At 62.8% G+C, this 26555-nt stretch carries 22 protein-coding genes and 1 tRNA gene; 19 read left to right on the top strand and 4 right to left on the bottom strand.

Annotated features, from left to right (window positions below):
- Position 1: 1 nt before the first annotated feature.
- From ACDH77_RS12910 to pnp, 13 genes are all read left to right on the top strand, one after another.
- Positions 2–664 (top strand): NADH-quinone oxidoreductase subunit J, encoded by a 663-nt coding sequence (locus ACDH77_RS12910; protein WP_008570973.1) that lies wholly within the window; start codon positions 2–4, stop codon positions 662–664.
- Positions 661–966: an NADH-quinone oxidoreductase subunit NuoK gene (nuoK, locus tag ACDH77_RS12905; protein WP_005914274.1), complete on the top strand. Its 306-nt coding sequence runs from the start codon at positions 661–663 to the stop codon at positions 964–966. The genes ACDH77_RS12910 and nuoK overlap by 4 nt, the downstream gene beginning before the upstream one ends.
- 7 nt (positions 967–973) lie before the next feature.
- On the top strand, positions 974–3133 hold the full coding sequence (nuoL, locus tag ACDH77_RS12900) for an NADH-quinone oxidoreductase subunit L (RefSeq protein ID WP_218490030.1): 2160 nt from the start codon (positions 974–976) through the stop codon (positions 3131–3133).
- A gap of 20 nt (positions 3134–3153) precedes the next feature.
- The gene (locus ACDH77_RS12895; protein WP_031423322.1) at positions 3154–4656 is read left to right on the top strand and encodes an NADH-quinone oxidoreductase subunit M; all 1503 of its coding nucleotides are present in this window, start codon (positions 3154–3156) and stop codon (positions 4654–4656) included.
- A gap of 36 nt (positions 4657–4692) precedes the next feature.
- Positions 4693–6153, top strand: coding sequence for an NADH-quinone oxidoreductase subunit NuoN (nuoN, locus tag ACDH77_RS12890; protein WP_031423320.1), 1461 nt, complete (start codon positions 4693–4695; stop codon positions 6151–6153).
- A gap of 200 nt (positions 6154–6353) precedes the next feature.
- Positions 6354–6430 (top strand) — tRNA-Met (locus tag ACDH77_RS12885).
- Positions 6431–6627: 197 nt separating this feature from the next.
- Complete coding sequence (gene rimP / locus ACDH77_RS12880) at positions 6628–7218, top strand: ribosome maturation factor RimP (RefSeq protein WP_008570977.1); 591 nt, start codon at positions 6628–6630, stop codon at positions 7216–7218.
- A 4-nt stretch (positions 7219–7222) separates the two neighbouring features.
- The gene (gene nusA, locus ACDH77_RS12875; RefSeq protein ID WP_005914268.1) at positions 7223–8734 is read left to right on the top strand and encodes a transcription termination factor NusA; all 1512 of its coding nucleotides are present in this window, start codon (positions 7223–7225) and stop codon (positions 8732–8734) included.
- A gap of 95 nt (positions 8735–8829) precedes the next feature.
- Positions 8830–11544 (top strand): translation initiation factor IF-2, encoded by a 2715-nt coding sequence (gene infB, locus ACDH77_RS12870; protein WP_011347934.1) that lies wholly within the window; start codon positions 8830–8832, stop codon positions 11542–11544.
- 144 nt (positions 11545–11688) lie between these two features.
- Complete coding sequence (gene rbfA / locus ACDH77_RS12865; protein ID WP_031423318.1) at positions 11689–12081, top strand: 30S ribosome-binding factor RbfA; 393 nt, start codon at positions 11689–11691, stop codon at positions 12079–12081.
- Between the two features lie 79 nt (positions 12082–12160).
- Positions 12161–13087, top strand: a complete 927-nt coding sequence (gene truB / locus ACDH77_RS12860; protein WP_031423316.1) for a tRNA pseudouridine(55) synthase TruB — start codon at positions 12161–12163, stop codon at positions 13085–13087.
- A gap of 156 nt (positions 13088–13243) precedes the next feature.
- On the top strand, positions 13244–13504 hold the full coding sequence (gene rpsO / locus ACDH77_RS12855; protein ID WP_003485583.1) for a 30S ribosomal protein S15: 261 nt from the start codon (positions 13244–13246) through the stop codon (positions 13502–13504).
- Positions 13505–13672: 168 nt separating this feature from the next.
- Positions 13673–15787 (top strand): polyribonucleotide nucleotidyltransferase, encoded by a 2115-nt coding sequence (gene pnp, locus ACDH77_RS12850; protein WP_005914260.1) that lies wholly within the window; start codon positions 13673–13675, stop codon positions 15785–15787.
- A 417-nt stretch (positions 15788–16204) separates the two neighbouring features.
- On the opposite strand, the gene ACDH77_RS12845 is transcribed toward pnp, so the two are convergent.
- The 3 genes from ACDH77_RS12845 to ACDH77_RS12835 all read right to left on the bottom strand — a co-directional run bounded on the left by ACDH77_RS12845 (position 16205) and on the right by ACDH77_RS12835 (position 18474).
- Positions 16205–17257 (bottom strand): DUF2272 domain-containing protein, encoded by a 1053-nt coding sequence (locus tag ACDH77_RS12845; RefSeq protein WP_218196516.1) that lies wholly within the window; start codon positions 17255–17257, stop codon positions 16205–16207.
- 63 nt (positions 17258–17320) lie between these two features.
- Entirely contained in the window at positions 17321–18208 is an 888-nt protein-coding gene (gene nadC / locus ACDH77_RS12840) for a carboxylating nicotinate-nucleotide diphosphorylase (RefSeq protein WP_029819741.1), read from the bottom strand.
- Complete coding sequence (locus ACDH77_RS12835; RefSeq protein WP_008570984.1) at positions 18205–18474, bottom strand: Trm112 family protein; 270 nt, start codon at positions 18472–18474, stop codon at positions 18205–18207. The genes nadC and ACDH77_RS12835 overlap by 4 nt, the downstream gene beginning before the upstream one ends.
- A gap of 58 nt (positions 18475–18532) precedes the next feature.
- Between ACDH77_RS12835 and purE the strand changes: the two genes are divergently transcribed.
- Positions 18533–19036: a 5-(carboxyamino)imidazole ribonucleotide mutase gene (purE, locus tag ACDH77_RS12830; protein ID WP_031423309.1), complete on the top strand. Its 504-nt coding sequence runs from the start codon at positions 18533–18535 to the stop codon at positions 19034–19036.
- Complete coding sequence (locus tag ACDH77_RS12825; protein ID WP_031423307.1) at positions 19033–20178, top strand: 5-(carboxyamino)imidazole ribonucleotide synthase; 1146 nt, start codon at positions 19033–19035, stop codon at positions 20176–20178. Before purE ends, ACDH77_RS12825 begins: the two co-directional genes overlap by 4 nt.
- A gap of 142 nt (positions 20179–20320) precedes the next feature.
- Here ACDH77_RS12825 and ACDH77_RS12820 read toward each other — a convergent pair whose 3' ends face one another.
- Positions 20321–20899: a superoxide dismutase gene (locus tag ACDH77_RS12820; protein ID WP_031423305.1), complete on the bottom strand. Its 579-nt coding sequence runs from the start codon at positions 20897–20899 to the stop codon at positions 20321–20323.
- Positions 20900–21020: 121 nt separating this feature from the next.
- Between ACDH77_RS12820 and grxD the strand changes: the two genes are divergently transcribed.
- From grxD to ACDH77_RS12800, 4 genes are all read left to right on the top strand, one after another.
- Positions 21021–21341 (top strand): Grx4 family monothiol glutaredoxin, encoded by a 321-nt coding sequence (gene grxD, locus ACDH77_RS12815; protein WP_003485599.1) that lies wholly within the window; start codon positions 21021–21023, stop codon positions 21339–21341.
- A complete protein-coding gene (locus ACDH77_RS12810; RefSeq protein ID WP_031423303.1) occupies positions 21338–22081 on the top strand; it encodes an SDR family NAD(P)-dependent oxidoreductase in 744 nt (247 codons plus the stop codon). The genes grxD and ACDH77_RS12810 overlap by 4 nt, the downstream gene beginning before the upstream one ends.
- Complete coding sequence (locus ACDH77_RS12805) at positions 22078–22677, top strand: YhgN family NAAT transporter (RefSeq protein ID WP_003485603.1); 600 nt, start codon at positions 22078–22080, stop codon at positions 22675–22677. The genes ACDH77_RS12810 and ACDH77_RS12805 overlap by 4 nt, the downstream gene beginning before the upstream one ends.
- Before the next feature lie 628 nt (positions 22678–23305).
- Positions 23306–26530, top strand: a complete 3225-nt coding sequence (locus ACDH77_RS12800) for a carboxypeptidase regulatory-like domain-containing protein (RefSeq protein WP_372371836.1) — start codon at positions 23306–23308, stop codon at positions 26528–26530.
- Positions 26531–26555 lie beyond the last annotated feature (25 nt).

Here is a 26555-nt window from a genome sequence, read left to right as displayed (position 1 = left end):
CATGATGGACTGGGTCACTCTTGCTTTCTACGCCTTCTCCGCCGTCGCGGTCGTGTCCGCCGGTGCGGTGATCAGCGTGCGCAACCCGGTATACGCCGTGTTGTGCCTGATCCTCACGTTCTTCTCGATGGCATGCATCTGGCTGTTGGTCGGGGCTGAATTCCTCGGCGTGACGCTGGTGCTGGTCTATGTCGGCGCGGTGATGGTGCTGTTCCTCTTCGTGGTGATGATGCTGGACATCGATACCAGCCGCCTGCGCGAGGGATGGGTCAAGTACATGCCGCTCGGCGTCATCGTGGCGGTGGCCATGCTCGCGCAGATGGTCACGTTGATCGGTGTCAAGGCGCGCAGCGCCACGCCGTTCCCGGCAGACAACGCAGCTGCGCAAGCGGCTGACAGTTCCAACCTGACCTGGTTGGCCAAGAGCCTGTACACCGAATTTCTGCTGCCTTTCGAATTTGCCGCGGTGATCCTGACGGTGGCGGTGGTGGCTGCAGTGATGCTGACCCTGCGCAAGCGCACTGGCATCAAGTTGCAGAATGCCGGCGAGCAGTCCCGGGTCAAGGCGGGCGACCGTCTGCGCATGGTCAAAATGGCGGTTGAAAAGCCGGTACAGGTTGCGCCGCAAATCGACGCGGCCGACGGACAGGAGGCGAAGTCTTGATTACCTTGGGCCACCTGCTTGGACTGGGCGCGGTGCTGTTCTGCATCTCGCTGGCCGGCATCTTCCTCAACCGCAAGAACGTCATCGTGCTGCTGATGTCGATCGAGTTGATGTTGCTGTCGGTCAACGTCAACTTCATCGCGTTCTCGCGCGAGCTTGGCGATACCGCCGGTCAGTTGTTCGTGTTCTTCATTCTGACGGTTGCCGCTGCGGAGGCTGCAATCGGCCTTGCGATCCTGGTGACTCTGTTCCGCACGCGCCGCACGATCAATGTGGCCGAAGTCGATACGTTGAAGGGCTGACCTGTAGATGGAAATCACTCTCTCCAAGAGTCTGTTGATCGCAGTGGTGCTTGCACCGCTGGTCGGCAGCATCATCGCCGGCCTGTTCGGGCGCCAGGTCGGGCGCAAGGGCGCGCAGTACGTCACCATCCTCGGTGTTGCGGTCAGCTGCGTACTGTCGTGCCTGACGCTGTATCAGCTGGTGGAGCAGGGCGCCAGCCCGTTCAACCAGAACCTCTACACATTCTTTGATGTCGGCAACTACTCGGCACATGTCGGCTTCATGGTCGACCGCCTGACTGCGATGATGATGGTGGTGGTGACCTTCGTGTCGCTGTTGGTGCACATCTACACCATCGGCTACATGGAAGAGGACCCGGGTTACCAGCGCTTCTTCAGCTACATCTCGTTGTTCACCTTCTCCATGCTCACGCTGGTGATGAGCAACAACTTCCTGCAGCTGTTCTTCGGCTGGGAAGCGGTGGGCCTGGTGTCGTACCTGCTGATCGGTTTCTGGTTCAAGCGCCCGACCGCCGTGTTCGCCAACATGAAGGCGTTTCTGGTCAACCGTGTCGGCGACTTTGGCTTCATCCTCGGTATCGCCGGCGTCCTGTTGTGGTTCGGCTCGTTGGATTACTCCACCGTGTTCGCCAACGCGACCACCATGGCCGGCGCCAAGGTGCAGCTGTTCGCGGGCCACGAATGGAGCGTGATGACGCTGATCTGCATCTGCCTGTTCATTGGTGCGATGGGCAAGTCGGCCCAGGTGCCGTTGCACGTGTGGCTGCCGGACTCGATGGAAGGCCCCACGCCGATCTCGGCGCTGATCCACGCCGCAACGATGGTGACCGCCGGCATCTTCATGGTGGCGCGTATGTCGCCGCTGTTCGAGCTGTCGGAAACAGCGCTGAACTTCATCCTGTTCATCGGTGCGACCACGGCCTTCTTCACCGGCCTGATCGGTATCGTGCAGAACGACATCAAGCGCGTGGTGGCGTATTCCACGCTGTCGCAGCTGGGTTACATGACCGTGGCATTGGGCGTGTCGGCCTATTCGGCAGCCGTGTTCCACCTGATGACCCACGCCTTCTTCAAGGCGCTGCTGTTCCTGGCGGCCGGCTCGGTGATCATCGGCATGCACCACGAGCAGGACATGCGCAAGATGGGTGGCCTGCGCAAGTACATGAAGGTGACCTACTGGACCAGCGTGATCGGTACATTGGCCTTGGTTGGTACGCCGTTCTTCTCCGGCTTCTACTCGAAGGACACCATTATCGAGGCGGCCGCGCATCATGCGCATGAGTCGCATGGCTGGATTGCAACCTATGGCTACTGGGCTGTGCTTGGCGGCGTATTGGTGACCAGTTTCTACAGCTTCCGTCTGCTGTTCCTGACCTTCCACGGCAAGGAGCGGTTCCGCGACGCCCATGCGCACGACGCGCATTCGCATCACGACAGCGCGCATACCGATGCCGAAGCGCAGGTTCACTCGCACGATGCGCATGCCCACGACACGCATGGCCACGACGATCACGGACATGGTCACCACGGTGCCCACGAGCCGCATGAATCCAAGTGGGTGGTAACGCTGCCGTTGGTCTTGTTAGCAATCCCCTCGATCGCAATCGGCTTCTTCACGATCGGTCCGATGTTGTTCGGGACCGACTGGCAGGGCCACCATGCAGCACACGCTATGCAGGGCCAGGCAGTTTCGTTCTTCACTGGCATCGTCGATTTCTACGATCCGGCACGCGATACCGTTGGTGCATTGGCCGAAGAGTTCCACGGCCCGGTTGCTTTCGCACTGCACGGCATGATGGCCGCTCCGTTCTTCCTGACGATTGCCGGCCTGCTGCTGGCTGCCCTGTTCTACCTGTGGAAGCCGGAACTGGCCACAAAGTCGCGCAAGACATTCGCGCCGATCGTGTGGTTGCTGGAAAACAAGTACGGCTTCGACAAGCTCTGGATCAATGGCTTCGCCGGTGGTGGCGTTGTTCTTGGCAAGGCGTCACGTGCAGTCGATACCCATGTGGTCGACGGCGCTGTCGTCAACGGTTCTGCCCGACTGATCGACCTGGCTGCAAATCTGCTGCGTCGCACGCAATCCGGTTTCCTCTATCACTACGCCTTCGCAATGATCATCGGTTTGATCGCCTTGTTGGCGGTACTGATGCATTTCTGGCGTTGAACTGTACGGAATAAGAAAACGTGTCGAACTGGCCTTTACTGTCTATCTTGATCTGGCTGCCGATTATCGGCGGCGCCCTGATCCTTGCGTTGCGCAACGCCGAGACTGCCCGCTGGGCGTCCCTGGCGGTAGCGGTGGCGACCTTTGCGCTGAGTCTGCCGCTGCTGGGCTACGACACTGCCAATGACGCCATGCAGTTCATCGAACTGCATGCCTGGATCCCGGCCTACAACATCGGCTACAACCTGGGCGTGGATGGCATCGCGGTCGCGTTGATCGTGCTGACCACGCTGGTGACGGTGCTGGCCCTGATCGGAGCCTGGCGCTCGATCGACAAGCGCGTCAATCAGTACGTCGCTGCCTTCCTGATTCTGGAAGGCGTCACGGTCGGCATCTTCGCCGCCACCGACGCGATGTTGTTCTACGTGTTCTTCGAAGCCATGCTGATCCCGATGTTCCTGATCATCGGCGTCTGGGGCGGCCCACGGCGCATCTACGCGGCGATGAAGTTCTTCCTCTATACCTTCCTCGGCTCGGTGCTGATGTTGGTGGGCCTGGTGTATCTGTATCTGAAGGGCGGCAGCTTCCAGCTCGCCGACCTGTATGCGCTGCAGCTGACCGCCAAGGAACAGACCTGGATCTTCTTCGCATTCCTGATCGCCTTTGCGGTCAAGGTGCCGATGTTCCCGGTGCACACCTGGTTGCCGGACGCGCACGTCGAGGCGCCGACCGCCGGTTCGGTGATCCTGGCGGCGATTGCGTTGAAGATCGGCGGCTACGGCTTCCTGCGCTTCAACCTGCCGATCGTGCCCGACGCCAGTCATGAGTTCGCCTGGCTGGTCATCACGCTGTCGCTGATTGCGGTGATCTATGTCGGCCTGGTGGCCTTGGTGCAGGACGACATGAAGAAGCTGGTGGCGTATTCGTCCATCGCGCACATGGGTTTCGTCACGCTCGGTACCTTTATCGCCTTCACCCTGGTACGCGAGTACGGCAGCACCGATGCTGCGCGTCTGGGCCTGCAGGGCGCGATGGTGCAGATGATCTCGCACGGTTTCGTGTCCGGCGCGATGTTCTCGTGCATCGGCGTGCTCTACGACCGCATGCATACCCGTCGCATCGCCGATTACGGCGGCGTGGTCAACGTGATGCCCTGGTTCGCGACCTTCGCCATGTTGTTCTTCATGGCCAATGCCGGCCTGCCGGGAACCAGTGGTTTCGTCGGCGAGTTCATGGTCATCCTGGCCAGCTTCCAGAAGCATCCGTTGGTTGCCTTCGGCGCCGCCACCACGCTGGTGATCACCGCTGCGTACACGCTGTGGCTGTACAAGCGCGTGTTCTTCGGCGAAGTGGCCAACGCACACGTGGCCGAGCTGAAAGACATCAATGGCCGCGAAGCATTCGTGCTGGGGGTGTTCGCCGCTGGCGTGCTGGCCCTGGGCCTGTACCCGAAGCCGCTGACCGATCTGATGGAACCGTCGATCGCCAAGCTGGCGACCCAGATTGCCGCGACCAAGCTCTGACCGCTTGCCGTACGTTTTGATTTCCAGGATTTAATGATGACCACGCCAACGCTCGCGCCGTTGACCACCGCTGACCTGGCTCCGCTCGTACCGGAGCTGGTGCTGATCGGCGGCGCCTTCGCTCTGCTGATGCTCGACCTGTTCGTGAGCCAGCGGAACAAGGTCTGGACCCACCTGTTCTCCGTTGCCGTGCTTGCCGTGGTGCTCGTGTTGCTTGCAACCGGCACGGGCGGGCAAGGCGATATCTTCAATGGCATGTTCGTCCGCGACACGGCAGCCGATGTCATGAAGACCGTGATCGTGCTGGTCAGCGGGTTGAGCCTGGTGTATGGCTGGACCTACCTGCGCGAGCGTAATCTCTACCAGGGCGAAATCCCGGTGCTTGTGTTGTTCGCCACTGCCGGCATGATGCTGCTGGCGTCGGCCGGTAGCCTGTTGATGGTCTATCTGGGCCTGGAGCTGCTGGCGCTGTGCTCTTACGCACTGGTCGCCTCCAACCGCGACAATGGCCTGGCCACCGAAGCGGCGATGAAGTATTTCGTGCTCGGGTCGCTGGCGTCGGGTCTGCTGCTATACGGCATGTCGCTGGTCTACGGCGCCACCGGTACGCTCAGCCTGGCCGGCATCCACGATGCGATCGAAGGCTCGAACGAACGCACGTTGCTGATGACCGGCACCATCTTCATGATCGCTGGCGTCGCCTTCAAGCTGGGAGCTGCACCCTTCCACATGTGGCTGCCCGACGTGTATCAGGGTGCGCCTGCGCCGATTGCATTGTTCATCAGCTCGGCGCCCAAGCTTGCGGCGTTCGGTATGGCCTATCGCCTGCTGGAAGTCGGTATGGGTCCGTTGTCGCCGCAGTGGCATCTGCTGATCGGCGGCTTGTCGGCGGTTTCGCTGGTGGTCGGTAACCTGATGGCGATTGCGCAGAGCAACCTCAAGCGCATGCTCGCATACTCGACGGTCTCGCATATCGGCTTCCTGCTGATGGGCGTGGCGGGCGGCGGGGAAGAGGGCTATGCGGCTGCGATGTTCTACGCGGTCAGCTACACCATCATGTCCACCGCTTCGTTCGGCGCCATCATCGCGCTGTCGCGCAACGGGTTCGAAGCGGAAAACATCGACGACTTCAAGGGACTCAACGCGCGCAATCCGTGGATGGCTGGTCTGGTGCTGTGCATCATGGCATCGCTTGCAGGTATCCCGCCGTTCCTCGGTTTCTGGACCAAGCTGGCGGTGCTGGGCGCGGCAGTGAAGGGCGACATGCTGTGGCTGGCGTTGGTCGGTGTGATCTGCGCAGTGATCGGTGCGTACTACTACCTGCGCGTCATCAAGGTCATGTACTTCGACGAGCCGGTAGGCGAGCCGTTGCCGGCTAATAACGATCGCGTGCTCGGCACCGTGCTCGGCGTCAATGCGCTGGCCCTGCTTGCACTTGGTCTGGCCTGGAGTCCGATCATGGTGTGGTGCCAGCGCGCATTCGCCGGCCTCGCCTAAGACCGCTGCGCCAGCGTTAGGTTTTGCGGCGTCGCATCCTGCATGTGGCGTCGCACTGAAATAAAACCGCGCTTACTGTTTCGTTTTTGTTGCATTGCGGGTATTATTCGCCGCGACGTTGAACAGCCGCCACGCTGTCCAACAGATGAAAAACTAGGGCTTGCAATTGCCGCTCAAGTTCTTCATAATTCCGCTTCTGCTGCGGGGTGGAGCAGTCTGGCAGCTCGTCGGGCTCATAACCCGAAGGTCGCAGGTTCAAATCCTGCCCCCGCTACCAAGTTTCGAATTGTTGCTTTATCGCAGTAATTCAGCTTCTTGGATCGTAAGGACGCATGTTCCCGTCTTTACGCCGACCCTGAGAGGTCGGGTTTTTTTCACGCAAGGGGCCCATCGGGCCCCTTGTTTTTTCCGGAACCGGAAAGTTTGCTGCCGGTTGCCGGGGTTCTACTGGCAATCATCTGATCAGGGCAGTCTGTGAGCGAAAAAGCGACCGAAATCGCGAATCTGCTGAGTCCAACGGTTGAGTCCCTGGGCTTGGAACTGCTGGGCGTGGAATATCTTCCCGCTCCAGGCGGCGCCACATTGCGCCTATATATCGACGTGCCGCTGGCCGAACAGCCCGAGCGTGTCATCAATGTCGACGACTGCGAGCGCGTGAGCCGCGAAGTCTCCGCCCAGCTCGACGTCGAAGACCCGATCAGCGGTAACTACACGTTGGAAGTGTCATCGCCGGGTGTGGATCGTCCGCTGTTCACGCTGGAACAGTTCGCGCGCCACACCGGTGAGTCGGCAAAGATCGTCTTGAAGCTGGCGCAGGATGGTCGGCGCCGCTTCCAGGGCGAGATCCTGCGCATCGATGCCGAGGCAGAGGCGGTGGTGTTCGCTGTCGATGGCAAGGACGTGCAGATCGGCTACGACAATATCGACAAAGCGCGCATCGTGCCGGATTGGGTTGCGCTGGGTCTGGCACCGCAGAAACCGAACAAGCCAGGCCCGAAAAAACCCGGGCACGAAAAGAAGAAACCATCCAACGAGTCGGCGGCTGGCAAGCCGCGCGCGGAGTGACGAAATGAGCAAGGAACTTTTGCTGGTAGTGGATGCGGTCGCCAACGAAAAGGGCGTGCCGCGCGAAGTGATCTTCGAAGCGATCGAGGCCGCGCTGGCTTCCGCGGCGAAGAAGCGCTATCCCGACCAGGACGTGCTGGCCCGCGTCACCATCGATCACAAGGACGGTACTTACGAAACCTACCGTCGCTGGGAAGTGGTTGCCGATGACGTGGTGATGGAATCCCCTGACCGCCAGGTGCGTCTGATGGATGCCATCGACGAAGCCGACGGCGTGGAAGTGGGCGATTACATCGAAGAACAGATCGAGAATCCCGACTTCGGCCGTATCGCCGCGCAGGCTGCCAAGCAGGTGATCGTGCAGCGTGTGCGCGAGGCCGAGCGTCAGCAGGTGGTGGATGCGTGGAAGGATCGTGTGGGTGAGTTGATCACCGGCGTGGTCAAGCGCGCGGAGCGCGGCAATATTTTTGTCGATCTTGGCGGCAACGCCGAAGCCTTCATTCCGAAAGACAAGGGCATTCCGCGCGACGTGCTGCGTCCCGGCGACCGCGTGCGCGGTTACCTGGCCGAGGTGCGTTCCGAGCCACGCGGCCCGCAGCTGTTCATCAGCCGTGCCGCACCTGAATTCATGATCGAACTGTTCAAGCTCGAAGTGCCTGAAGTCGGTCAGGGCCTGGTCGAGATCAAGGCTTGCGCACGCGATCCGGGCGACCGCGCCAAGATCGCCGTGATCGCGCACGACGCCCGCACCGATCCCATCGGCGCCTGCATCGGCATGCGCGGTTCGCGCGTGCAGGCGGTGTCCAACGAACTCAATGGCGAGCGCGTGGACATCGTGTTGTGGAATGAGAACCCGGCCAACTTCGTCATCAACGCAATGGCGCCTGCCGAAGTGCAGTCGATCATCGTCGACGAAGACAAGCACTCGATGGACCTGGCCGTGGCGGAAGACCGCCTGGCGCAGGCGATCGGCAAGGGCGGCCAGAACGTGCGTCTGGCCAGCCGCCTGACCGGTTGGCAGCTCAACGTGATGACCGCCGACCAGGTGGCCGCCAAGTCCGAGGCCGAGCAGGCCGCGGCACGCCAGCTGTTCATGGACCGCCTGGAAGTGGACGAGGAAATCTCCGCGATCCTGGTCTCCGAAGGTTTCAATACGGTCGAAGAAATCGCCTACGTGCCGGTCGGCGAGTTGCTGGCGGTAGAGGGCTTCGACGAAGACATCGTTGAAGAACTGCGCGCCCGTGCCCGCGATGCGTTGCTCAACGCCGCGCTGGCCGAGGAAGAAGGCCTGGAAGGAACTCAGCCCACCGAGGACCTGCTGGCGCTGGAGGGGATGGACGAGGAGACGGCTTTTGCGCTGGCCGAGCACGGCGTGCGTACCAGCGAGGACTTGTCCGACCTGGCCGCCGACGAGATCGTCGACTTCGGCATCGAGGGCATGACCCAGGAGCGCGCTGCGGCGCTGATCCTGGCGGCCCGCGCCGAGGAGATCGCCCGCTTGGAGCGCGGCGAATGAGCCGGCAATGAACCGCGCCCTGACCCCATCAGGGCTTAGAATCAGCGTATCCCTTGCTCTGGGCGAGGGGGCGCCAACCAGATCATAGGATCCGAATGTCGCAGCAAACCACCATCCGCAAGCTTGCCGAACTGGTCAATACGCCGGTCGATAAACTGCTGGTTCAACTGGCCGAGGCCGGAATGAAGTTCAGCGGTCCCGACCAGGTCGTGACCAGCACCGAGAAGATGAAACTGCTTGGCTTCCTGCGTCGCACGCATGGCAAGGCAGAAACGTCTGCCGAAGCGGCGAGCGAAGCAGCCAAGAAGATCACGCTCAACCGGCGCAAGCTGCAGGAAGTCACTGTCAACGCCGGCCGCACCAAGACCACGGTCAACGTGGAAGTGCGGCAGAAGCGCACTTACGTGAAGTCCGAGAACGAAGGCAGCGGCCGCGCCGCACCAATGACGCCGGACGAAGAACGCGCCGATATCCTGCGTAAGCTCGAGGAGTCGCGTCAGCGCAACCTCGAAGAGCAGCAGCGCCTGGCCGAAAGCGACCGCGTGCGCGACGAGGCAATTCAGCGCAAGCGCGAGGAAGAGCAGGCCGCCAAGGACCGTGCAGAAGCCGAGCGCAAGGCTGCCGAGGAAGCCGCTGCGGCTGCCAGTGCGCCGGCCCCGGTTGCTGATGCGCCGACGCCGTCCGCCGCGGCGCCAGCTGCGCGTTCGCCTTCTTCGCCGTCGTCCGCACCGCGTGCGGCACGTCCGGCGGGCGCATCTCCGGCCTCGCGTCCGGCAGCGCCGGCACGTGCGGACGACCGCAGCAATGCCGCCAAGCACAAGACGCGCGGTTCGCACGTCATGGTGGCCGGTGTTGAAGATGACGATGCGACCAAGCGCTTTGCCGGGCAGTTGCATCTGTCCGCGGCCGATCGCGCGCGGCGTTCCAATGTGCGCGGCAAGCCGACCGGCCGCCCGGGTTCGTCGTCCTCGCGCCGTGGTAATGACAACGGCCGTGGCGGCAGCCAGGCCAACAGCGGCCCGCACGGGTTCGAGCGTCCCACCGCACCGGTGGTGCGTGAAGTGGCGATCGGCGAGACCATCACCGTGGCAGACCTGGCGCAGAAGCTCGCGCTCAAGGGCGGCGACGTGGTCAAGGCGTTGTTCAAGATGGGCGTCATGGCGACCATCACCCAGAGCATCGATCACGACACCGCCGCACTGGTGACCGAAGAGCTCGGCCATAAAGCCGTGCGTGCCGACAATGCCGACTTCGAGGACGCGCTGCTGGCGCATGCCGAAGATGCGCAGGGCGAGGCCACGTCGCGTCCGCCGGTGGTCACCATCATGGGTCACGTCGATCACGGCAAGACCTCGCTGCTGGACTACATCCGCCGTACCAAGATCGCCTCCGGCGAAGCCGGCGGCATTACCCAGCACATCGGTGCGTACCACGTCGAAACCGGTCGTGGCGTCATCAGCTTCCTGGATACGCCCGGCCATGCCGCGTTTACCTCGATGCGTGCCCGTGGCGCCAAGATCACCGACATCGTGGTGCTGGTCGTTGCCGCCGACGATGGCGTGATGCCGCAGACCAAGGAAGCGGTTGCGCATGCCAAGGCGGCAGGCGTGCCGCTGATCGTGGCGGTCAACAAGATCGACAAGACCGGCGCGGATCCGCTGCGGGTCAAGAACGAGCTGCTGGCCGAAAACGTGGTGGCCGAAGAGTTCGGTGGCGATACCCAGTTCATCGAAGTGTCGGCCAAGGTCGGTACCGGCGTGGATACGCTGCTGGACGCGATTTCGCTGCAGGCCGAAGTGCTGGAGCTCAAGGCCGTGGCCGAGGGCCGCGCCAGCGGTACCGTCATCGAATCCTCGCTGGACAAGGGCCGCGGCCCGGTGGCGACGGTACTGGTGCAGCAGGGTGCGCTGAAGCGTGGCGACTATCTGGTGTGCGGCATCCAGTACGGCCGCGTGCGTGCGTTGTTCGACGAAACCGGCCATCAGCCGGCCTCGGCGGGCCCGTCGATTCCGGTGCAGGTGCTGGGTTTGTCCGGCGTGCCGGAAGCCGGCGACGACTTCGTGGTCGTCGACGACGAGCGCCTGGCCAAGGACGTGGCGCAGCAGCGCGAAACCAAGCGCCGCGAATCGCGTCTGGTGGCCTCGGCGACCAACCGCATGGAAGACATCCTGGCCCAGATGGGCAAGGGCGAAGGTCAGCAGGTACTGAACCTGGTGATCAAGGCCGACGTGCAGGGTTCGGTGGAAGCACTCAAGCAGTCGCTGGTGGCGTTGTCCAACGAGGACATCCGCATCAACGTGATCCACTCCGGCGTGGGCGGCATCACCGAATCCGACGCGAATTCGGCCGCTGCTTCCAAGGCGACGATCATCGGCTTCAACGTGCGCGCGGATGCCTCGGCGCGCAAGATCGTCGAGTCCAACGGCATTGATCTGCGTTACTTCTCGATCATCTATGACGTGATCGATCAGGTGAAGCAGGTGGCCTCCGGTCTGCTCGGCGTGGAAATCCGCGAAGAGATCATCGGTATCGCACAGGTCCGCGATGTGTTCCGCAGCTCGAAGTTCGGCGCGGTTGCAGGCTGCATGGTCATCGAAGGCGTGGTCAAGCGCAGCAAGCCGATCCGCGTGCTCCGCGACAGCGTTGTGGTGTTCGAAGGCGAGCTGGAATCGCTGCGTCGATTCAAGGAGAACGTCGACGAAGTGCGCAACGGTACCGAATGCGGTATCGGCGTGAAGGCTTACAACGACGTCAAGGCCGGCGACCAGATCGAGTGCTTCGAGCGTATCGAAGTGGCCCGTACGCTGTAACGGCTGCCGGGGCCTACCGGCCCCGGACTCCGTTCGGCGGAGTTGTCCAATGCAGGTTCTGCAAGGCGAGGGCGGCATGGCCGCCCGCGTTTGTTTTTTGGCTTCGGTGCCAACTGGCCCTCCGAATCAACCAGGTCCACGACCATGCCAACCAAATCATTCCATCGCACCGACCGCGTGTCCGCGCAGGTGCGTCGCGACCTCGGCACGATCGTGCACGCGGCCGTGCGCGACCATGGCCTGCCGTCGGTCAGCGTGTCCGACGTCGAAATCAGTCGCGACCTGGCACATGCCAAGGTCTTTGTCACCGCGCTGCAGCAGGAGCGTTCGGTCGAAGCGGTCAAGGGGCTCAAGGAAATCGCCGGCCAGCTGCGTACCCAGTTGGCGCGCGCGATGAAGCTGCGCCACGTGCCCGAGCTGCACTTCCATTACGACGATTCGGTCGATCGCGGCGAACGCATCGACAATCTGCTGCGTGACCTGGACGACGTTGGCCCCGAGGCCACGTCCAGCGATGAAGATGCCGAACAGCGCTGAGCGCTGTCACGGCCTGCCGCATCTGCCGCGGCCCTGATTCCCGCAGGCGCGCACTGCGCCTGATTCGAGCACCGATCTTTTGAAACCCCGCATCGTCTATCGCCCGTTGCACGGCATCCTGCTGCTGGACAAGCCGGCCGGGCTGAGCTCCAACAATGCACTGCAGGCCGCACGCCGGTTATTGCGCGCAGACAAGGGTGGCCATACCGGCAGCCTGGATCCGCTGGCTACCGGCCTGTTGCCGCTCTGTTTTGGCGAAGCCACCAAGATCGCCGGACTGCTGCTTGGTTCAGCCAAGGCATACGACGCCGAGATCGTGTTGGGCGTCACCACCGACACCGACGATGCCGACGGCGAGCCGCTGCGCGAGCGTGCGGTGCCGGATCTGAGCGAGGCCGATCTACAGGCGGCGCTGGCGCCTTTCATCGGCCGTATCCAGCAACAAGCGCCCATTTATTCCGCGCTCAAGCAGGGCGGCGAGCCGCTGTATGCCAAGGCGCGACGCGGCGAACGTATCGAAGCGCCGGTGCGCGAGGTGGATGTGCAGGCGATCGATGTGCTGGGCTACAGCGCCCCAGGTCTGCGGCTGCGCGTGACCTGCGGCTCGGGCACGTATATCCGCAGCCTGGCACGTGACCTGGGCGAGGTGCTGGGATGTGGAGCGCACATCGCCTCGTTGCGTCGGCTGTGGGTGGAGCCGTTTCGCGCTCCACAGATGATCACGCTGGAGGCATTGTCGGCGGCGCTGGAGGCGGGCGCCGAAGCACGGACGCTATTGCTGCCGATTGAGGCCGGCCTGGCCGATTTTGCGCGAATCGTGCTCGATCAGGCCCATGCGGCGCGTTTTCGCATGGGCCAGCGCCTGCGTGATGCCGCATTTCCACCGGGGCAAGTCGCTGTATTCGGACCTGACGGAACCCCCTCGGGGCTAGGCCTGGTCGACGCCGACGGGCGCTTGTCGCCGCAGCGATTGTTCAATGGACTGAACGAAATTACGGCCTGTTAAGATTTTGTCAACTTGTTCCCTGGGCCGGGCGACGTTACAATTTCGCGGCCCCGATCGGGGCACCTCAGCGCCAAGCGCGCTCATCCTAAGCAAACGGCGAGTCCGACGGTGCGTCACGCACGTTCCTGTCGACCACGCATCTATCGAGAAAACATCATGTCCGTCGACACCCAGAAAGTTATTGAAGACAACAAGCGCAGCGCCCAGGACACCGGTTCGCCGGAAGTGCAGGTCGCTCTGCTGACCGCCCGCATCGAGCTGCTGACCGGTCACTTCAAGACCCACAAGAAGGATCACCACAGCCGTCGTGGTCTGCTGCAGATGGTCAATCGTCGCCGCAGCCTGCTCGACTACCTGAAAAAGAAGGACAACGAGCGTTACAAGTCCTTGATCGAGAAGCTCGGCCTGCGCCGCTAATCGAGTCCTACCGCCGCGGCGCAGCGATGCGCCGCGGTTTTGTTTTGGTCAATCGCACTACGTCTTAAGCAATACGCACTCTTGGGCCGGAGCCTCCCGGCCGCCCGTTCTCGGCATGGGTCGACGACGGTCCAACGCAGACAGCAATACCTAAGGGAAAAAACCTCCGTGGCAAAAATCACCAAAACCTTCCAGTACGGCAAGCACACCGTCACTCTTGAGACGGGCGAAATCGCTCGCCAGGCAGGCGGCGCCGTGATCGTCAAGTTCGACGACACCGTACTGCTGGTCACCGCCGTCGCCGCCAAGAGCGCGCGCGAAGGGCAGGACTTCTTTCCTCTGACGGTCGATTATCAGGAGAAGTTCTACGCTGGCGGCCGTATCCCGGGCGGCTTCTTCAAGCGCGAAGGACGCGCGACCGAGAAGGAAACGTTGATCTCGCGCCTGATCGATCGTCCGATCCGTCCGCTGTTCCCGGAGGACTACAAGAACGAAGTGCAGATCATCGCCACCGTGATGTCGATGAACCCGGACATCGACGGCGACATCGCCGCGCTGATCGGCGCCTCGGCTGCACTGTCGCTGGCCGGCACCCCCTTCAAGGGCCCGATCGGCGCTGCCAAGGTCGGCTACAAGAACGGTGAATACATCCTCAACCCGACCGTGACCGAGCTGAAGGATTCGCAGCTGGAGCTGGTCGTGGCCGGTACCGCCAACGCGGTGCTGATGGTCGAGTCCGAAGCCGAGCTGCTGTCCGAAGAAGTGATGCTGGGCGCAGTGACGTTCGGTCATCGCGAGATGCAGAAGGTCATCAACGTCATCAACGAGCTGACCGTCGAAGCCGGCACCAAGCCGTCCGACTGGGTGGCCCCGGCAAAGAACGAGAGCATGATCGCCGCACTGAAGGAAGCGGTGGGCGACCAGCTCGCTTCGGCATTCCAGGTGCGCGACAAGCTGCAGCGCCGCGATGCGATTTCGGCGATCAAGAAGGACGTGCTGGGCGCACTGGCGCCGCGCGCCACCATCGAAGGCTGGGCTGCCGGTGATTTGGCCAAGGAATTCGGCGAGCTGGAATACCAGACCATGCGTGGTTCGGTGTTGAGCAGTAAGGTGCGTATCGACGGCCGTGCACTGGACACCGTGCGTCCGATCAGCGCTAAGGCCGGCGTGTTGCCGCGTACCCATGGCTCGGCGCTGTTTACCCGCGGCGAGACGCAGGCGATCGTGATCACCACCCTGGGCACCGCGCGCGACGGTCAGGTCATCGACGCAGTGTCGGGCGAGTACAAGGAAAACTTCCTGTTCCATTACAACTTTCCTCCGTACTCGGTGGGCGAGTGCGGTCGTTTCGGTGCGCCGAAGCGTCGCGAAATCGGCCACGGCCGCCTGGCCAAGCGCGGCGTGCTGGCTGTGATGCCGACCCTGGAAGAATTCCCGTACACCATTCGCGTGGTCTCGGAAATCACCGAGTCCAACGGTTCGTCCTCGATGGCATCGGTCTGCGGCAGCTCGCTGGCGCTGATGGATGCCGGCGTGCCGATCAAGGCGCCGGTCGCGGGTATCGCAATGGGTCTGGTCAAGGAAGGCAACGACTTCGTCGTGCTCTCCGACATCCTGGGTGACGAAGATCACCTCGGGGACATGGACTTCAAGGTGGCCGGTACTGCCGAAGGCGTGTCCGCGCTGCAGATGGACATCAAGATCGAAGGCATCACCGAAGAGATCATGAAGCAGGCCTTGCAGCAGGCCAAGGCTGGCCGCCTGCACATCCTGGGCGAGATGGCGCATGCGCTGACCACCCCGCGTCAGGAATTGAGCGACTACGCGCCGCGCCTGCTGACCATCAAGATCCACCCGGACAAGATCCGCGAAGTGATCGGCAAGGGTGGCTCGACCATCCAGGCCATCACCAAGGAAACCGGTACGCAGATCGACATCCAGGACGATGGCACGATCATCATCGCCTCGGTCAATGCCATTGCCGCGCAGGCTGCGAAGTCGCGCATCGAGCAGATCACCTCGGACGTGGAGCCGGGCCGCATCTACGAAGGCAAGGTCGCCAAGATCATGGACTTCGGTGCGTTCGTCACCATCCTGCCGGGCAAGGACGGCCTGGTGCACGTGTCGCAGATTTCCAGCGAGCGCGTGGAGAAGGTCGGCGACAAGTTGAAGGAAGGCGATCTGGTCCGCGTCAAGGTGCTGGAAGTGGACAAGCAGGGCCGCATCCGTCTGTCGATCAAGGCAGTGGAAGAAGGCGAAGGCGTGCAGGCGTCGGCCGAGTAATCGCGGCGTGCTGATGCAGCATGCGTGATGCATGACGAAAGAGCGGGCTTCGGCCCGCTTTTTTGTTGCGCACTTGACCCCTTCTCGCTCTGGGAGAAGGTGCCCCAAAGGGGGCGGATGAGGGTACGTGCAAGGCCTGGTGATATTCGGAACGTAAGTGGCTTGCCCGTACCCTCCCTCACCCCAACCCCTCTCCTGCAGGAGAGGGGGCTTGGATTCCTTTTCATCTCGGGAGAAGGGCGCACAGCGCTGGACGGGGGCGTACAACGCTGAATGGGGTGAAGGCGAGCAAGAGCTTCGCACCGTACCCTCACCTCAAGCCCTCTCCCGCGGGAGAGGGGCTTTGAATCCTTCTTCCATCGGGAGAAGGTGCCCCGCAGGGACCGATGAGGGTACGCCCGGCGTTACTGCTTCGATCTATCCTTGCTGCTCCGTCGGCGCTTGCTGCGTTTGCGGACGCGGCGGCACGACGCGCGGGAAGCCCGGCGGCATCGTTTGTTCTGTGGGTGCGGTGTCGGGTGTCGGCAGCGGCGCAGTGGCTGGCGGCGCAACCATCGCCGCATCAGGACGCAGCTTCAACAGCGCAGCCCAGTCGCGGCGATTGAAGTCGCACAGGTCTTCGTGCGCCGGCGTGCATTCGCTGGCGATGCCCAGGCTGTCTTCGTTCTGGTCCTGGCTGCTGTCCGATTGCGGTGTTGGCCACACCACGCGGCCGGCGCGATCCAGCGGCATCTTGCGCATCATCACCGTGTTGAATACGTTGCCGCCGATCAGATACAGCGTGCGATCGCCGCCGACGTTGGCGGCCACCACCACATCGCAATGCGACTGCCATGGCATCGGTGCGCTGCCGCCCAGCGCGGCCTTCAAGCCGGCATAGCCCAACGCGGTGCTGCGGCCGCGCAGCAGGCACAGCAGATCGCCGGGCGCCGGCTTCTCGACCGCTGGATCGGTGAACCGGTACGGTCCGGTAGTGCCGTCGTTGTAGGCGCTGCGGATGTAATCCAGATGGCGCGCGGAGCGATGAAAACCGCTCAGCCCCGACTGCGTCATCACCCAGGAGATGAAAGCGGCCGACCATGGGTTGTCGATCAGAAATGCGCGGCAGTCGCTGGCGGTGTAGCGCGTACCATCCAGTGCCGCGCAGCTCGATGCGCCGGGGCGTCCGCCCATGGACGCAAGCGTGCCACTGTCGCGCCAGTAGCCTGCAACGCGTTGCCAGGCGACCACGCCGTGATCGGCGAGATAGCCCGATTCGGCTTCGGTGACGCCCAGGCTGGCCAAGCGTCCCTTGGCATCGATAAACGGGCGTTGCCACAACCGATGCTCATTGCAGGCGCTGCGCACGATGGCGATCGCGGCGGGACTCGTTCCGAACCGTGGCGGGATATCGCACACCTCCGCAGCCGCAGCGCTACTTCCGATACCTGCCAGCAAGAAGCAGATCCACGGCCAAGGTTTGACGGTCATTGCAGGTCCTGCACGGAAACAATCGCAGCAGGCTGCCAGAGCCGGCTGCGCGCACGCGTGAAATCAGCGCGCTGGCGGTGGGCCGAGTTTGAGCGACAGATCCACTGCCTGCACATGCTTGGTGAGTCCGCCAATCGAGATGCAGTCCACCCCGTCTTCGGCAATTGCGCGAATGCCGGCCAGATCCACGCTGCCGGAGACTTCCAGCGGAATGCGTCGTTCCGGCTGTAGCGCAGCAACGAGACGCACCGCTTCTCGGCGCATGGCCTGGTCGAAGTCGTCGATCAGGATGCGCGTGCAGCCAACCTGCAGTGCTTCGTGCAGTTGCTCCAGCGTTTCCACTTCCACCACCAGCGGCAGCTGCGGTTGCTGCGCACGTGCGGCACGCACGGCCGCGCTCAGCGAACCGGCTGCGCGGATGTGGTTCTCCTTGAGCATCACCGTGTCGAACAGGCCGATGCGGTGATTGTCGCCACCGCCGCAGCGCACGGCGTATTTCTGCGCGGCGCGCAGGCCCGGCAGCGTCTTGCGCGTGTCCAGGATGCGCGCGCGCGTCCCGGCCACCGCAGCCACATACGCCGCGGTGGTGGTCGCCGTGGCAGACAGTGTCTGCATGAAATTGAGCGAGGTGCGTTCGGCACTGACCAGGCTACGGCTGCGCCCCTGCAACAGCGCGAGCACCGTGCCGGCGCCGACGTGCTGGCCCTCGTGCACGTGCCAGTCGATGCGTACCTGCGGGTCGAGCGCGCGGTGGGTGGCATCGAACCAGGGGCGGCCGGCGATGACCGCGTCCTGCTTGCACAGCAGGTAGGCGCTGTCGGCTTGGTCGGGTAGCAGTGCGGCGGTGACGTCGCCGCTGCCGATGTCTTCGGCCAAAGCACGCGCTACGTCGGCGTCGATCGATTCGGCGGGCGGCGCGGCCGGCACGTTGGTGTGCTGAGACAGGCTCACTTCTCGGGGAAGTCGGCGATTTGTGCGGTGGCGATGGCTTCTTCGGCCAGCAGCACCGGAATGCCGTCGTCGACGCGGAAGATCTGCTTGCGGTCGCGGGTGATCAGCGCTTCACGCAGCGGCTGGGTTTGTGCGGCGCCGTCGGCGCGCTGCAGGGTTCCGCCTGCGATGGCGGCATTGAGTGCTTCCAGGCCTTTGCCGTCGAGCAGCGAAAGCGGCTGGCGGGTGTCGGGCGAGCACAGCAGGTCGAGCAATTTGCGATCCATCGAAGTCTTGTCTTGCGTGGAGATTGGCTAGAATACGTCTTTACCGCAGGGCAGGGCCATGACCTCCAACCACTCCGCGCCGCTGGTCGGCATCGTGATGGGTTCCCGTTCGGATTGGGAGACCATGCAACATGCAGCTCAGAAGCTCGACGCGCTGGGCGTGCCGTACGAAGTCAAGGTGGTCTCGGCGCACCGCACCCCGGACGTCTTGTTCACCTACGCCGAGCAGGCGGGCGCACGCGGACTGCGCGCGATCATTGCCGGCGCCGGCGGCGCGGCGCACCTGCCGGGCATGCTGGCCGCCAAGACCGCAGTGCCGGTGCTTGGCGTGCCGGTGCAGTCCAAGGCGCTGAACGGCATGGATTCGCTGCTGTCGATCGTGCAGATGCCTGCAGGCATTCCGGTGGCCACCTTCGCCATCGGCAATGCGGGCGCGGCTAATGCGGCGTTGTTTGCGGCGGCCATGCTGGCGCCCGAGCAGGCGCAGGTCGGTCAGGCGCTGGCGCAGTTCCGCGCCAAGCAGACCGACGATGTCATGACCAGCGACGACCCGCGCCAATGAGCACGGTTGGCATTCTCGGTGGCGGCCAGCTGGCGCGCATGTTGGTACTGGCCGGTGCGCCGCTCGGCATACGCTTTGCGGTCTTCGATCCGGCAGCCGATGCCTGCGCAGGCCAGGTGGCACCGCTGCAGGTTGGCGCGTTCGATGACGTGGCGACCCTTGCCGCATTCGCCGGGCAGGTGGACGTGATCACCTTCGATTTCGAAAACGTGCCGGCCGCCAGCGCGCAGCAACTTGCCGCCCAGGTGCCGGTGTTTCCGAGTCCGGCGGCGCTTGCGGTTGCGCAGGACCGGCTCAGCGAAAAAACCTTGTTCCGCGAACTCGGCATTCCGGTGCCCGAGTTTGCCGCGATCGACGACCGCGTCGGCCTGGACGCAGCGCTCGCGCGGATCGGTACGCCCTGCGTGCTGAAGACGCGCCGCTTCGGCTACGACGGCAAGGGCCAGTTCCGGATCAAGACGCTCGCCGATGCCGATGCAGCGTGGGACGCGCTTGGCGCCCAGGCGGCGCACGTCGGGTTGATCGTGGAAGCGTTCGTGCCGTTCCAGCGCGAGGTCAGCGTGGTTGCAGTACGCGGCCGCGATGGCGAATTCCGCGCTTGGCCGTTGACCGAAAACTGGCATGTGGACGGTGTGCTGTCGGCCAGCCTGGCACCGGCGAGCGTGGAGGCGGCCCTTCAAGCCTCGGCCGAATCGCACGCGCGTGCCGTGGCGGAAAAGCTCGACTATGTCGGTGTATTTGCGCTGGAACTGTTCGTGCGCGACGGTGAGTTGCTGGCCAACGAAATGGCGCCGCGCGTGCATAACTCGGGGCACTGGACCATCGAAGGTGCCGAGACCTCGCAATTCGAAAATCATGTGCGGGCCGTCCTTGGCTTGCCACTGGGCAGTACTGCGATGCGCGGCCACGCCTGCATGCTCAACTGGCTGGGCGAGATGCCAGAGGCCAGGGCGTTTCTGGCGGTGCCCGGTGGGCATTGGCACGACTACGGCAAGCAAGCGCGCGATGGACGCAAGGTGGGGCACGCAACGCTGCGCGCGGAGACAGCGCAGGCGCTCGCGCTGGCGGTGAGCGATGCTGGCGCGGCGCTGCAGCGCGATGCGCAAGTTCGGCCGGTGGTTGCGCGTTTGAACGAAGGGTGAGGCGCGCGCAGCGTTTCGGTTGCGATCACGCGCGACGACACGCCCGTTTGCGCGGGCGCGTCGGACGCGGACGCGGACCCGTTCTGCGATGTGTCAGCAGATGAGCCGGTCCGCATCTGCGGCTGGAAATTGAGCGGCCAGGTCAGCCCAGCCGGCTTGCGACGAAATCCCAATTGACCAGCTTCCAGAAAGCCTCCAGATAGCGCGCACGATCCTGCTGGTAGTCCAGGTAATACGCGTGCTCCCAGATATCGCAGGCGAGCAACGGAATGTCTGGCCCGGTGAGCGGGGTGGAGGCATTGGGTGTGGCGACTACTGCCAGCGCGCCGTCCGGGCGCTGCACCAGCCACACCCAGCCCGAGCCGAACGTGCTCAGGGCCACGCGATTGAACTCCTGCTTGAAATGCACGAAGTCGCCGAACGATTTGGCGATGCCGTCGCCCAGCCGCCCAAGCGGCTCCCCGCCAGCGCGCGGACGCAGGCACTGCCAATAGAAATTGTGGTTCCACACCTGCGCGGCCAGGTGAAACAACGTGCCCTGCGCCTGCGTGATGATGTCTTCCAGCGTCAGCTCGGCAAACTCGCTGCCTTCCAGGCGTGTGTTGAGCTGTTCGACCTCAGTGCGGTGACACACGCCGTGATGCGCCTCCAGCGTCGCAGACGACAGATGCGGTTCCAGGGCGGCGCGGGAATAGGGCAGTGCAACGTGTTCGATCGGCATGATGGCAGTGGCAGCGAAGGGAGTGCGGCGACAGGTCGCGCTGAAGGCTTACAATGCGCGCCTTTGCGGAAGTCTATCCGACCCGGCGGTCGGGCCTGCCGCTCCCAGTCAGGAGAGTCCAATGCCGGTGATGGAACGGATCCAGGCCGAAGTCGAACAACACCCGATCGTGCTGTTCATGAAAGGCACCCCGCAATTTCCGATGTGCGAGTTTTCCAGTCGCGCCGTGCAGGCCCTGGTGGCCGCCGGTGCCGACCAACTGCGTACGGTCAACGTGTTGGAAGAGCCTGAAGTGCGCGCCAATCTGCCGCGCTACTCCAACTGGCCCACGTTTCCGCAGCTGTTCATCCATGGCGAGCTGATCGGCGGCTGCGACATCACGCTGGAACTGTTCGAAGCCGGCGAGCTCAAGCGCATCGTCAGCGAGGCGTACCAGCCGTGAGTTCGGTGCAGGCCCAGCCGCAGTCGGCTGCCTTGTCGGGGCGCGTCGTGCTGATCACCGGCGCCGCCGGTGGCCTGGGCGCCGCCGCGGCGCAGGCATGCGCGGCTGCAGGCGCCACGGTAGTGCTGCTTGGTCGCAAGGTGCGCCCGCTGGAGCGCGTCTACGACGCGGTTGCAGCGCTGGGTGCCGAGCCGCTGTTGTATCCGCTGGATCTGGCCGGCGCCACCCCGGACGACTACGCCGCGCTTGCGCAACGGGTGCAGACCGAGCTTGGTGGCCTGCATGGTCTGCTGCAGTGCGCTGCCGACTTTTCCGGCCTGACGCCAACCGAACTCGTCTCACCCGCAGATTTCGCACGCAGCCTGCATGTCAACCTGACCGCGCGCGCCTGGCTGACCCAGGCATGCCTGCCGCTGTTGCGGCAGCAGGACGATGCGGCAGCTGTCTTCGTTGTGGACGACCCCGCGCGCGTGGGTCAGGCCTATTGGGGGGCGTATGGCGCCGCCCAGCATGCGCAACGCGGCTTGATCGCCACCTTGCATCATGAAACCGCCGCCGGCCCGGTGCGCGTCGGCGGCATGCAGCCCGGCCCGATGCGCACCGCATTGCGCGCACGCGCTTTCACCCATCACGAAGACAACGACGCGGTCGATGCCGCACGTTACGCACCTGCATGCGTCAGCATGCTGTCAGCCGCAGGGGCGACGCATCGCGGTGCGATCTGGAGTCCGCAGGTATGACCATTCTTTCTGCGGCGCTGCTGCTGTTTCTGATTCTCGACCCGCTGGGCAACATTCCAGTGTTCCTCAGCGTGCTCAAGCCGCTGCCGCCCAAGCGCCAGCGTTTCGTGCTTGCGCGTGAACTGCTGATCGCGCTGTGCGTGTTGATGGCGTTCCTGTGGGGCGGCAAGTACGCGCTGGAGCTGATGCACCTGCGCCAGGAATCGGTGGCCATTGCCGGCGGCATCGTGCTGTTTGTGATCGGCATCCGCATGATCTTCCCGCGGCCCGAAGGCCTGATGGGCGAAATTCCCGACGGCGAACCCTTCATCGTGCCGCTGGCCATCCCGCTGGTGGCCGGCCCGTCCGGCATGGCCGCGGTGATGCTCATGGGCAGCAACGAGCCCACGCGGCTGTGGGACTGGAGCCTTGCGCTGATGATCGCCTGGATCGGCGCCTCGTCGATCCTGGCCGCCGCGCCGCTGCTGTACAAACTGCTCGGCCACCGCGCCCTGACGGCCATCGAGCGCCTGATGGGCATGCTGCTGGTCGCCATCTCGGTACAGATGTTCCTGGACGGCCTGGGCACGTACTTCAAGCTGCCGGTGTCGATCTAGCGTAGCTCCGGGCGGCTTGCCGATCGCGCCGCGTGTGTGCGTCGACACGCGTCGATGGCCCGGGGTTTCAACCCGCACTGGCCGTGGGTTACGTGCGCACGGTCCATGGTGCCGGCAACCAGCGCGCCGTCGCGTCCGGACATCTAGCGGTGCGACGCAATGGGCTCTGGACGATGAAAGGCGGCGCAGCCCTTGGCCGCTGGCGACTGTCTTGAGGTTGATCCGTCACTGACGCATGAGTGCAGGTGGAATGTCATATTCGGTGGGGCGCATCGACAGATGGCAACCCCATGTGCAGCACGCACGCCATGGCCGAATGCAAGCGTTTGGGCGATTTGCCCCAATTTGGTCACTTCGTAGCTTCAAAGGCGCGACAGGCGTCTCGCTCAAGTTGCGACCTTGCACGATCTGGCGATTACGCCTTGACCTTCGCAGTTCATGTAGCAGCGCGCGAAGTTTGTCACGCCGTCGTCACAATCAGGGCTTAGCGTGTTAATCTGTTGTTAACCGTTGCGGCAGCAACCAGTCGCGCGGCAAGGGACCCCAGATCATCGGCAGCCCACCCCCGGGAACGGTTGGGCTGACTGCGCCTTTTTGTCACTGCCCAACCTGTATCGAGGCTACCGAAATGACCCACCCCCGTTATCTCCGCATGTCCAAGCTGACGCTTGGCCTTGTTGCCGCGCTCGCCGCCGCTCCTGTGTTTGCGCAAAGCACCTCGGCTGGCGTCGCCGGCCTGGTGACCGGCAGTGGCGGCCAGCCCGTCCCGAACGCCGAAGTCACCATTACGCACGTGGAGTCCGGAACGGTCAGCCGCGCCACCACCGATGCCAGCGGACGCTATAACGCGCGCGGCTTGCGTGTGGGCGGGCCGTACACCATCACCATTACCGCTTCGGGCGCTGGCAACACCACCCGCGAAGGCGTGTATCTGAATCTGGACAAGGTCAACCAGGTCGATGCCGCTCTGGGCGGCGATCTGGCGACGCTGGGCACCGTGCAGGCAATCGCCGGCAATTACGGCTCGGCCATTTTTAGCGCCAACAAGATGGGTACCGGCACCAACGTGACCCGCGAAGAAATCGAGTCGCTGCCGTCGATCAACCGTAACCTGCAGGACTATGTGCGTCTGGATCCGCGCGTTGCGCAAACCGACAAGGCCCGCAACGAAATCTCCATCGCCGGCCAGAACCCGCGCTACAACGCAATCCGCGTCGACGGCATCAGCACCAACGACGCCTTCGGTCTGGAATCCAACAGCCTGCCGACCCCGCGCCAGCCGTTCTCGATGGACGTCATCGATGAAATCTCGGTGGACGTGGCCAACTACGACGTTACGATCAGTGGCGGCACCGGTGGCGTGATCAATGCCGTCACCAAGTCGGACACCAACGAATTCCATGGTTCGGTCTACGGCACTTATCGCGAGAACGACTGGTCGGGCAAGAATCAGAACAACATCCGCCCGCAGCTGTTCGACAACGAAGCGACGTATGGTCTGACTCTGGGCGGCCCGATCGTCAAGGACAAATTGTTCTTCTTCGCCAACTATGAGAAGTACAAGGGTAAGGGTGTGTTTACCGGTAACAGTGGCTACGGTCCAGCCGGTTCTGGTGCCAGCAATGAAGTCGGTATTACCCAGGCGCAGGTCGATCAGGTGATCGATATCTCGCGCAATGTCTATGGCTTCGACCCTGGGACCCTGGCCTTGCCGGCATTGGATTCTGATTCAGAAGAGAAGGGCTTCAAGCTGGATTGGAACATCAGCGACAAGCATCGTGGTTCGTTCCGCTATGGCAAGTCCGAGCAGAGCACGGCCAATCTCAATGGGTTCGGCAACAATCAGCTGGCGTTGAACTCGTACCACTATGTGCGCGACTTCGAACTCGAGACCTACACCGGTCAGTTGTTCAGCGACTGGACCGACACTTTTTCGACCGAAGCCAAGGTGTCTTATCGCGATTACTCGGCAGTTCGTACTGCGGCATCGCAGTTGCCGGCCATCGCCGTGCGTTTCGGCAACAACACTTTAAATCTGGGTACTGAAGCCAATACTCAGGCTAACGAGTTGCGCACCGAAACCTGGAACGCCTTCTTCGCCGGCACGCTGTTCTTGAATGACCACACGGTCAAGTTCGGGTTCGACTACGAAGACAACGACATCTACAACTTATATGGTCCGCGTGTTTTCGGTAGCTACACCTTCAACTCGGTTGCCAATTACCAGGCAAATTTGCCGAACGCGTATCGTTACTCGTATTCGCCCACCGGTATCGACAATATCGCTGCGAAGTGGGGCATGCGGAACGTGGGCGTGTTCTTGCAGGATTCTTGGGCCGTCAATAGCAACCTGACACTGAACTTCGGCCTGCGTTATGACGAGCCGATGGTGAAGAACTCGCCGCAGTTCAACCAGGCTGCGTTTAACGCATTCGGTCTTCGCAATGATGAAACCATTGACGGCAACGGCTTGTGGCAGCCGCGCTTTGGTTTCAACTACACCTTCGATGCAGATCGTCCGACCCAGCTGCGTGGCGGCGTTGGCCTGTTCCAGGGTGCTGCCGCGTCGGTTTGGTTGTCCAATCCGTATTCCAATACTGGTTTGGCTTATACCGATTACAACTTCAACAACGCGTCCAACAGTGGTATCCGCTTCACGCCGGATATCAACAACCAGCCGCGCGGAACATCGGGCGCCACGCAGTCGGTCGACTTTGTTGACAAGGATCTGAGCCAGCCGTCCGTTTGGAAAGCAAACCTCGCCTTCGATACCGAGTTGCCGTGGTACGGCATCGTCGCCTCGATGGAAGGTGTGGTGACCAAGGTCAAGGAAGCGATTTATTACCAGCAGCTCAATCTCGGTAATCCGACGGCAGTTGGCCAGGATGGTCGTGATATCTACTGGAATGCCAATGGCCGCAATCCGGCTAACTGGAATTCCCTGGATAATGCATGTCTCCGCGAAACGGGTGTGGCGGCTGGTTCGTCATGTGTGAACAGCGGTACCGATATCCGTGCTGGTCGCAACATGAGCTTCAACGATGCCATCATTGCGCGCCCCACCGATCAGGGTGGCTCGCAAAGTTTCACTGTCGGCTTGAACAAGCCGTTCAACGACAGCGACTGGTCGTGGAGCTTGGCTTACACCTACTCGAACGCGAAGGAAGTCAGCGGTCTGACCAGTTCCACTTCGGGGTCGCAGCTGCTCAACACCGCAACCTTCCAGGCGAATGAAGAGGTCAATGCAACCTCGGCATACGAAATCAAGGACAGTTTCCTGGGTACGCTGCAGTGGAAGCATAATTTCTTCGGCGATTTTGCAACGAAGGTGGGTCTGGTGTATCAAGGCCGCAGCGGTCGTCCCTACAGCTATACGTTCGACAACGATGCCAATGGCGACGGTCGCTCCAATGACCTGTTGTACATCCCGGCGGCGCGCGGCGATGTGCTGTTCCGTAACGCGGCCGAAGAAAACGCGTTCTGGAACTACGTCAACAATGACCAGTACTTGTCCACGCACAAGGGCCAGGTTGCTGGCCGCAATGCGGTACGTAATTCCTGGGTCAACCAGTTCGATCTACACATCGAGCAGGAGCTTCCTGGCTTCTTCGATGGCAACAAGGCGCAGATCTGGGTCGACGTCATGAACGTGGGCAACCTGCTCAACAAGAAGTGGGGCCGCGTCGATGAGTACGCATTCCCGGGCTTCAAGGGTGTTGCTGAATACGGCGGTATCGACGCGGCGACTGGCAAGTATGTTTACCGCTTCAATGAGCCGGATGCCGCGACCGTCTACGACGACAAGGGCATCTCCCGCTGGGCGCTGCAGCTGGGCTTCCGCTACCAGTTCTAAAGCCGGCTAGCGTGTCGATGTTTGC

It is taken from the genome of Xanthomonas axonopodis pv. maculifoliigardeniae (assembly GCF_041519315.1).
GTDB lineage: Bacteria > Pseudomonadota > Gammaproteobacteria > Xanthomonadales > Xanthomonadaceae > Xanthomonas > Xanthomonas euvesicatoria.
Note: the sequence above shows the minus strand (reverse complement) of the source record. Positions and strands in the feature narration are given on the sequence as shown.

Bases quoted from the DNA above. Each gene is read 5' to 3' on its own strand.
- nuoL (WP_218490030.1), top strand. From the start codon at position 974: ATGGAAATCACTCTCTCCAAGAGTCTGTTGATCGCAGTGGTGCTTGCA.
- rpsO (WP_003485583.1), top strand. From the start codon at position 13,244: ATGTCCGTCGACACCCAGAAAGTTATTGAAGACAACAAGCGCAGCGCC.
- grxD (WP_003485599.1), top strand. From the start codon at position 21,021: ATGCCGGTGATGGAACGGATCCAGGCCGAAGTCGAACAACACCCGATC.
- nuoN (WP_031423320.1), top strand. From the start codon at position 4,693: ATGACCACGCCAACGCTCGCGCCGTTGACCACCGCTGACCTGGCTCCG.
- rbfA (WP_031423318.1), top strand. From the start codon at position 11,689: ATGCCAACCAAATCATTCCATCGCACCGACCGCGTGTCCGCGCAGGTG.
- ACDH77_RS12820 (WP_031423305.1), bottom strand. From the start codon at position 20,899: ATGCCGATCGAACACGTTGCACTGCCCTATTCCCGCGCCGCCCTGGAA.
- ACDH77_RS12800 (WP_372371836.1), top strand. From the start codon at position 23,306: ATGACCCACCCCCGTTATCTCCGCATGTCCAAGCTGACGCTTGGCCTT.
- infB (WP_011347934.1), top strand. From the start codon at position 8,830: ATGTCGCAGCAAACCACCATCCGCAAGCTTGCCGAACTGGTCAATACG.
- ACDH77_RS12910 (WP_008570973.1), top strand. From the start codon at position 2: ATGATGGACTGGGTCACTCTTGCTTTCTACGCCTTCTCCGCCGTCGCG.
- ACDH77_RS12835 (WP_008570984.1), bottom strand. From the start codon at position 18,474: ATGGATCGCAAATTGCTCGACCTGCTGTGCTCGCCCGACACCCGCCAG.
- nusA (WP_005914268.1), top strand. From the start codon at position 7,223: ATGAGCAAGGAACTTTTGCTGGTAGTGGATGCGGTCGCCAACGAAAAG.
- ACDH77_RS12805 (WP_003485603.1), top strand. From the start codon at position 22,078: ATGACCATTCTTTCTGCGGCGCTGCTGCTGTTTCTGATTCTCGACCCG.
- ACDH77_RS12825 (WP_031423307.1), top strand. From the start codon at position 19,033: ATGAGCACGGTTGGCATTCTCGGTGGCGGCCAGCTGGCGCGCATGTTG.
- purE (WP_031423309.1), top strand. From the start codon at position 18,533: ATGACCTCCAACCACTCCGCGCCGCTGGTCGGCATCGTGATGGGTTCC.
- ACDH77_RS12845 (WP_218196516.1), bottom strand. From the start codon at position 17,257: ATGACCGTCAAACCTTGGCCGTGGATCTGCTTCTTGCTGGCAGGTATC.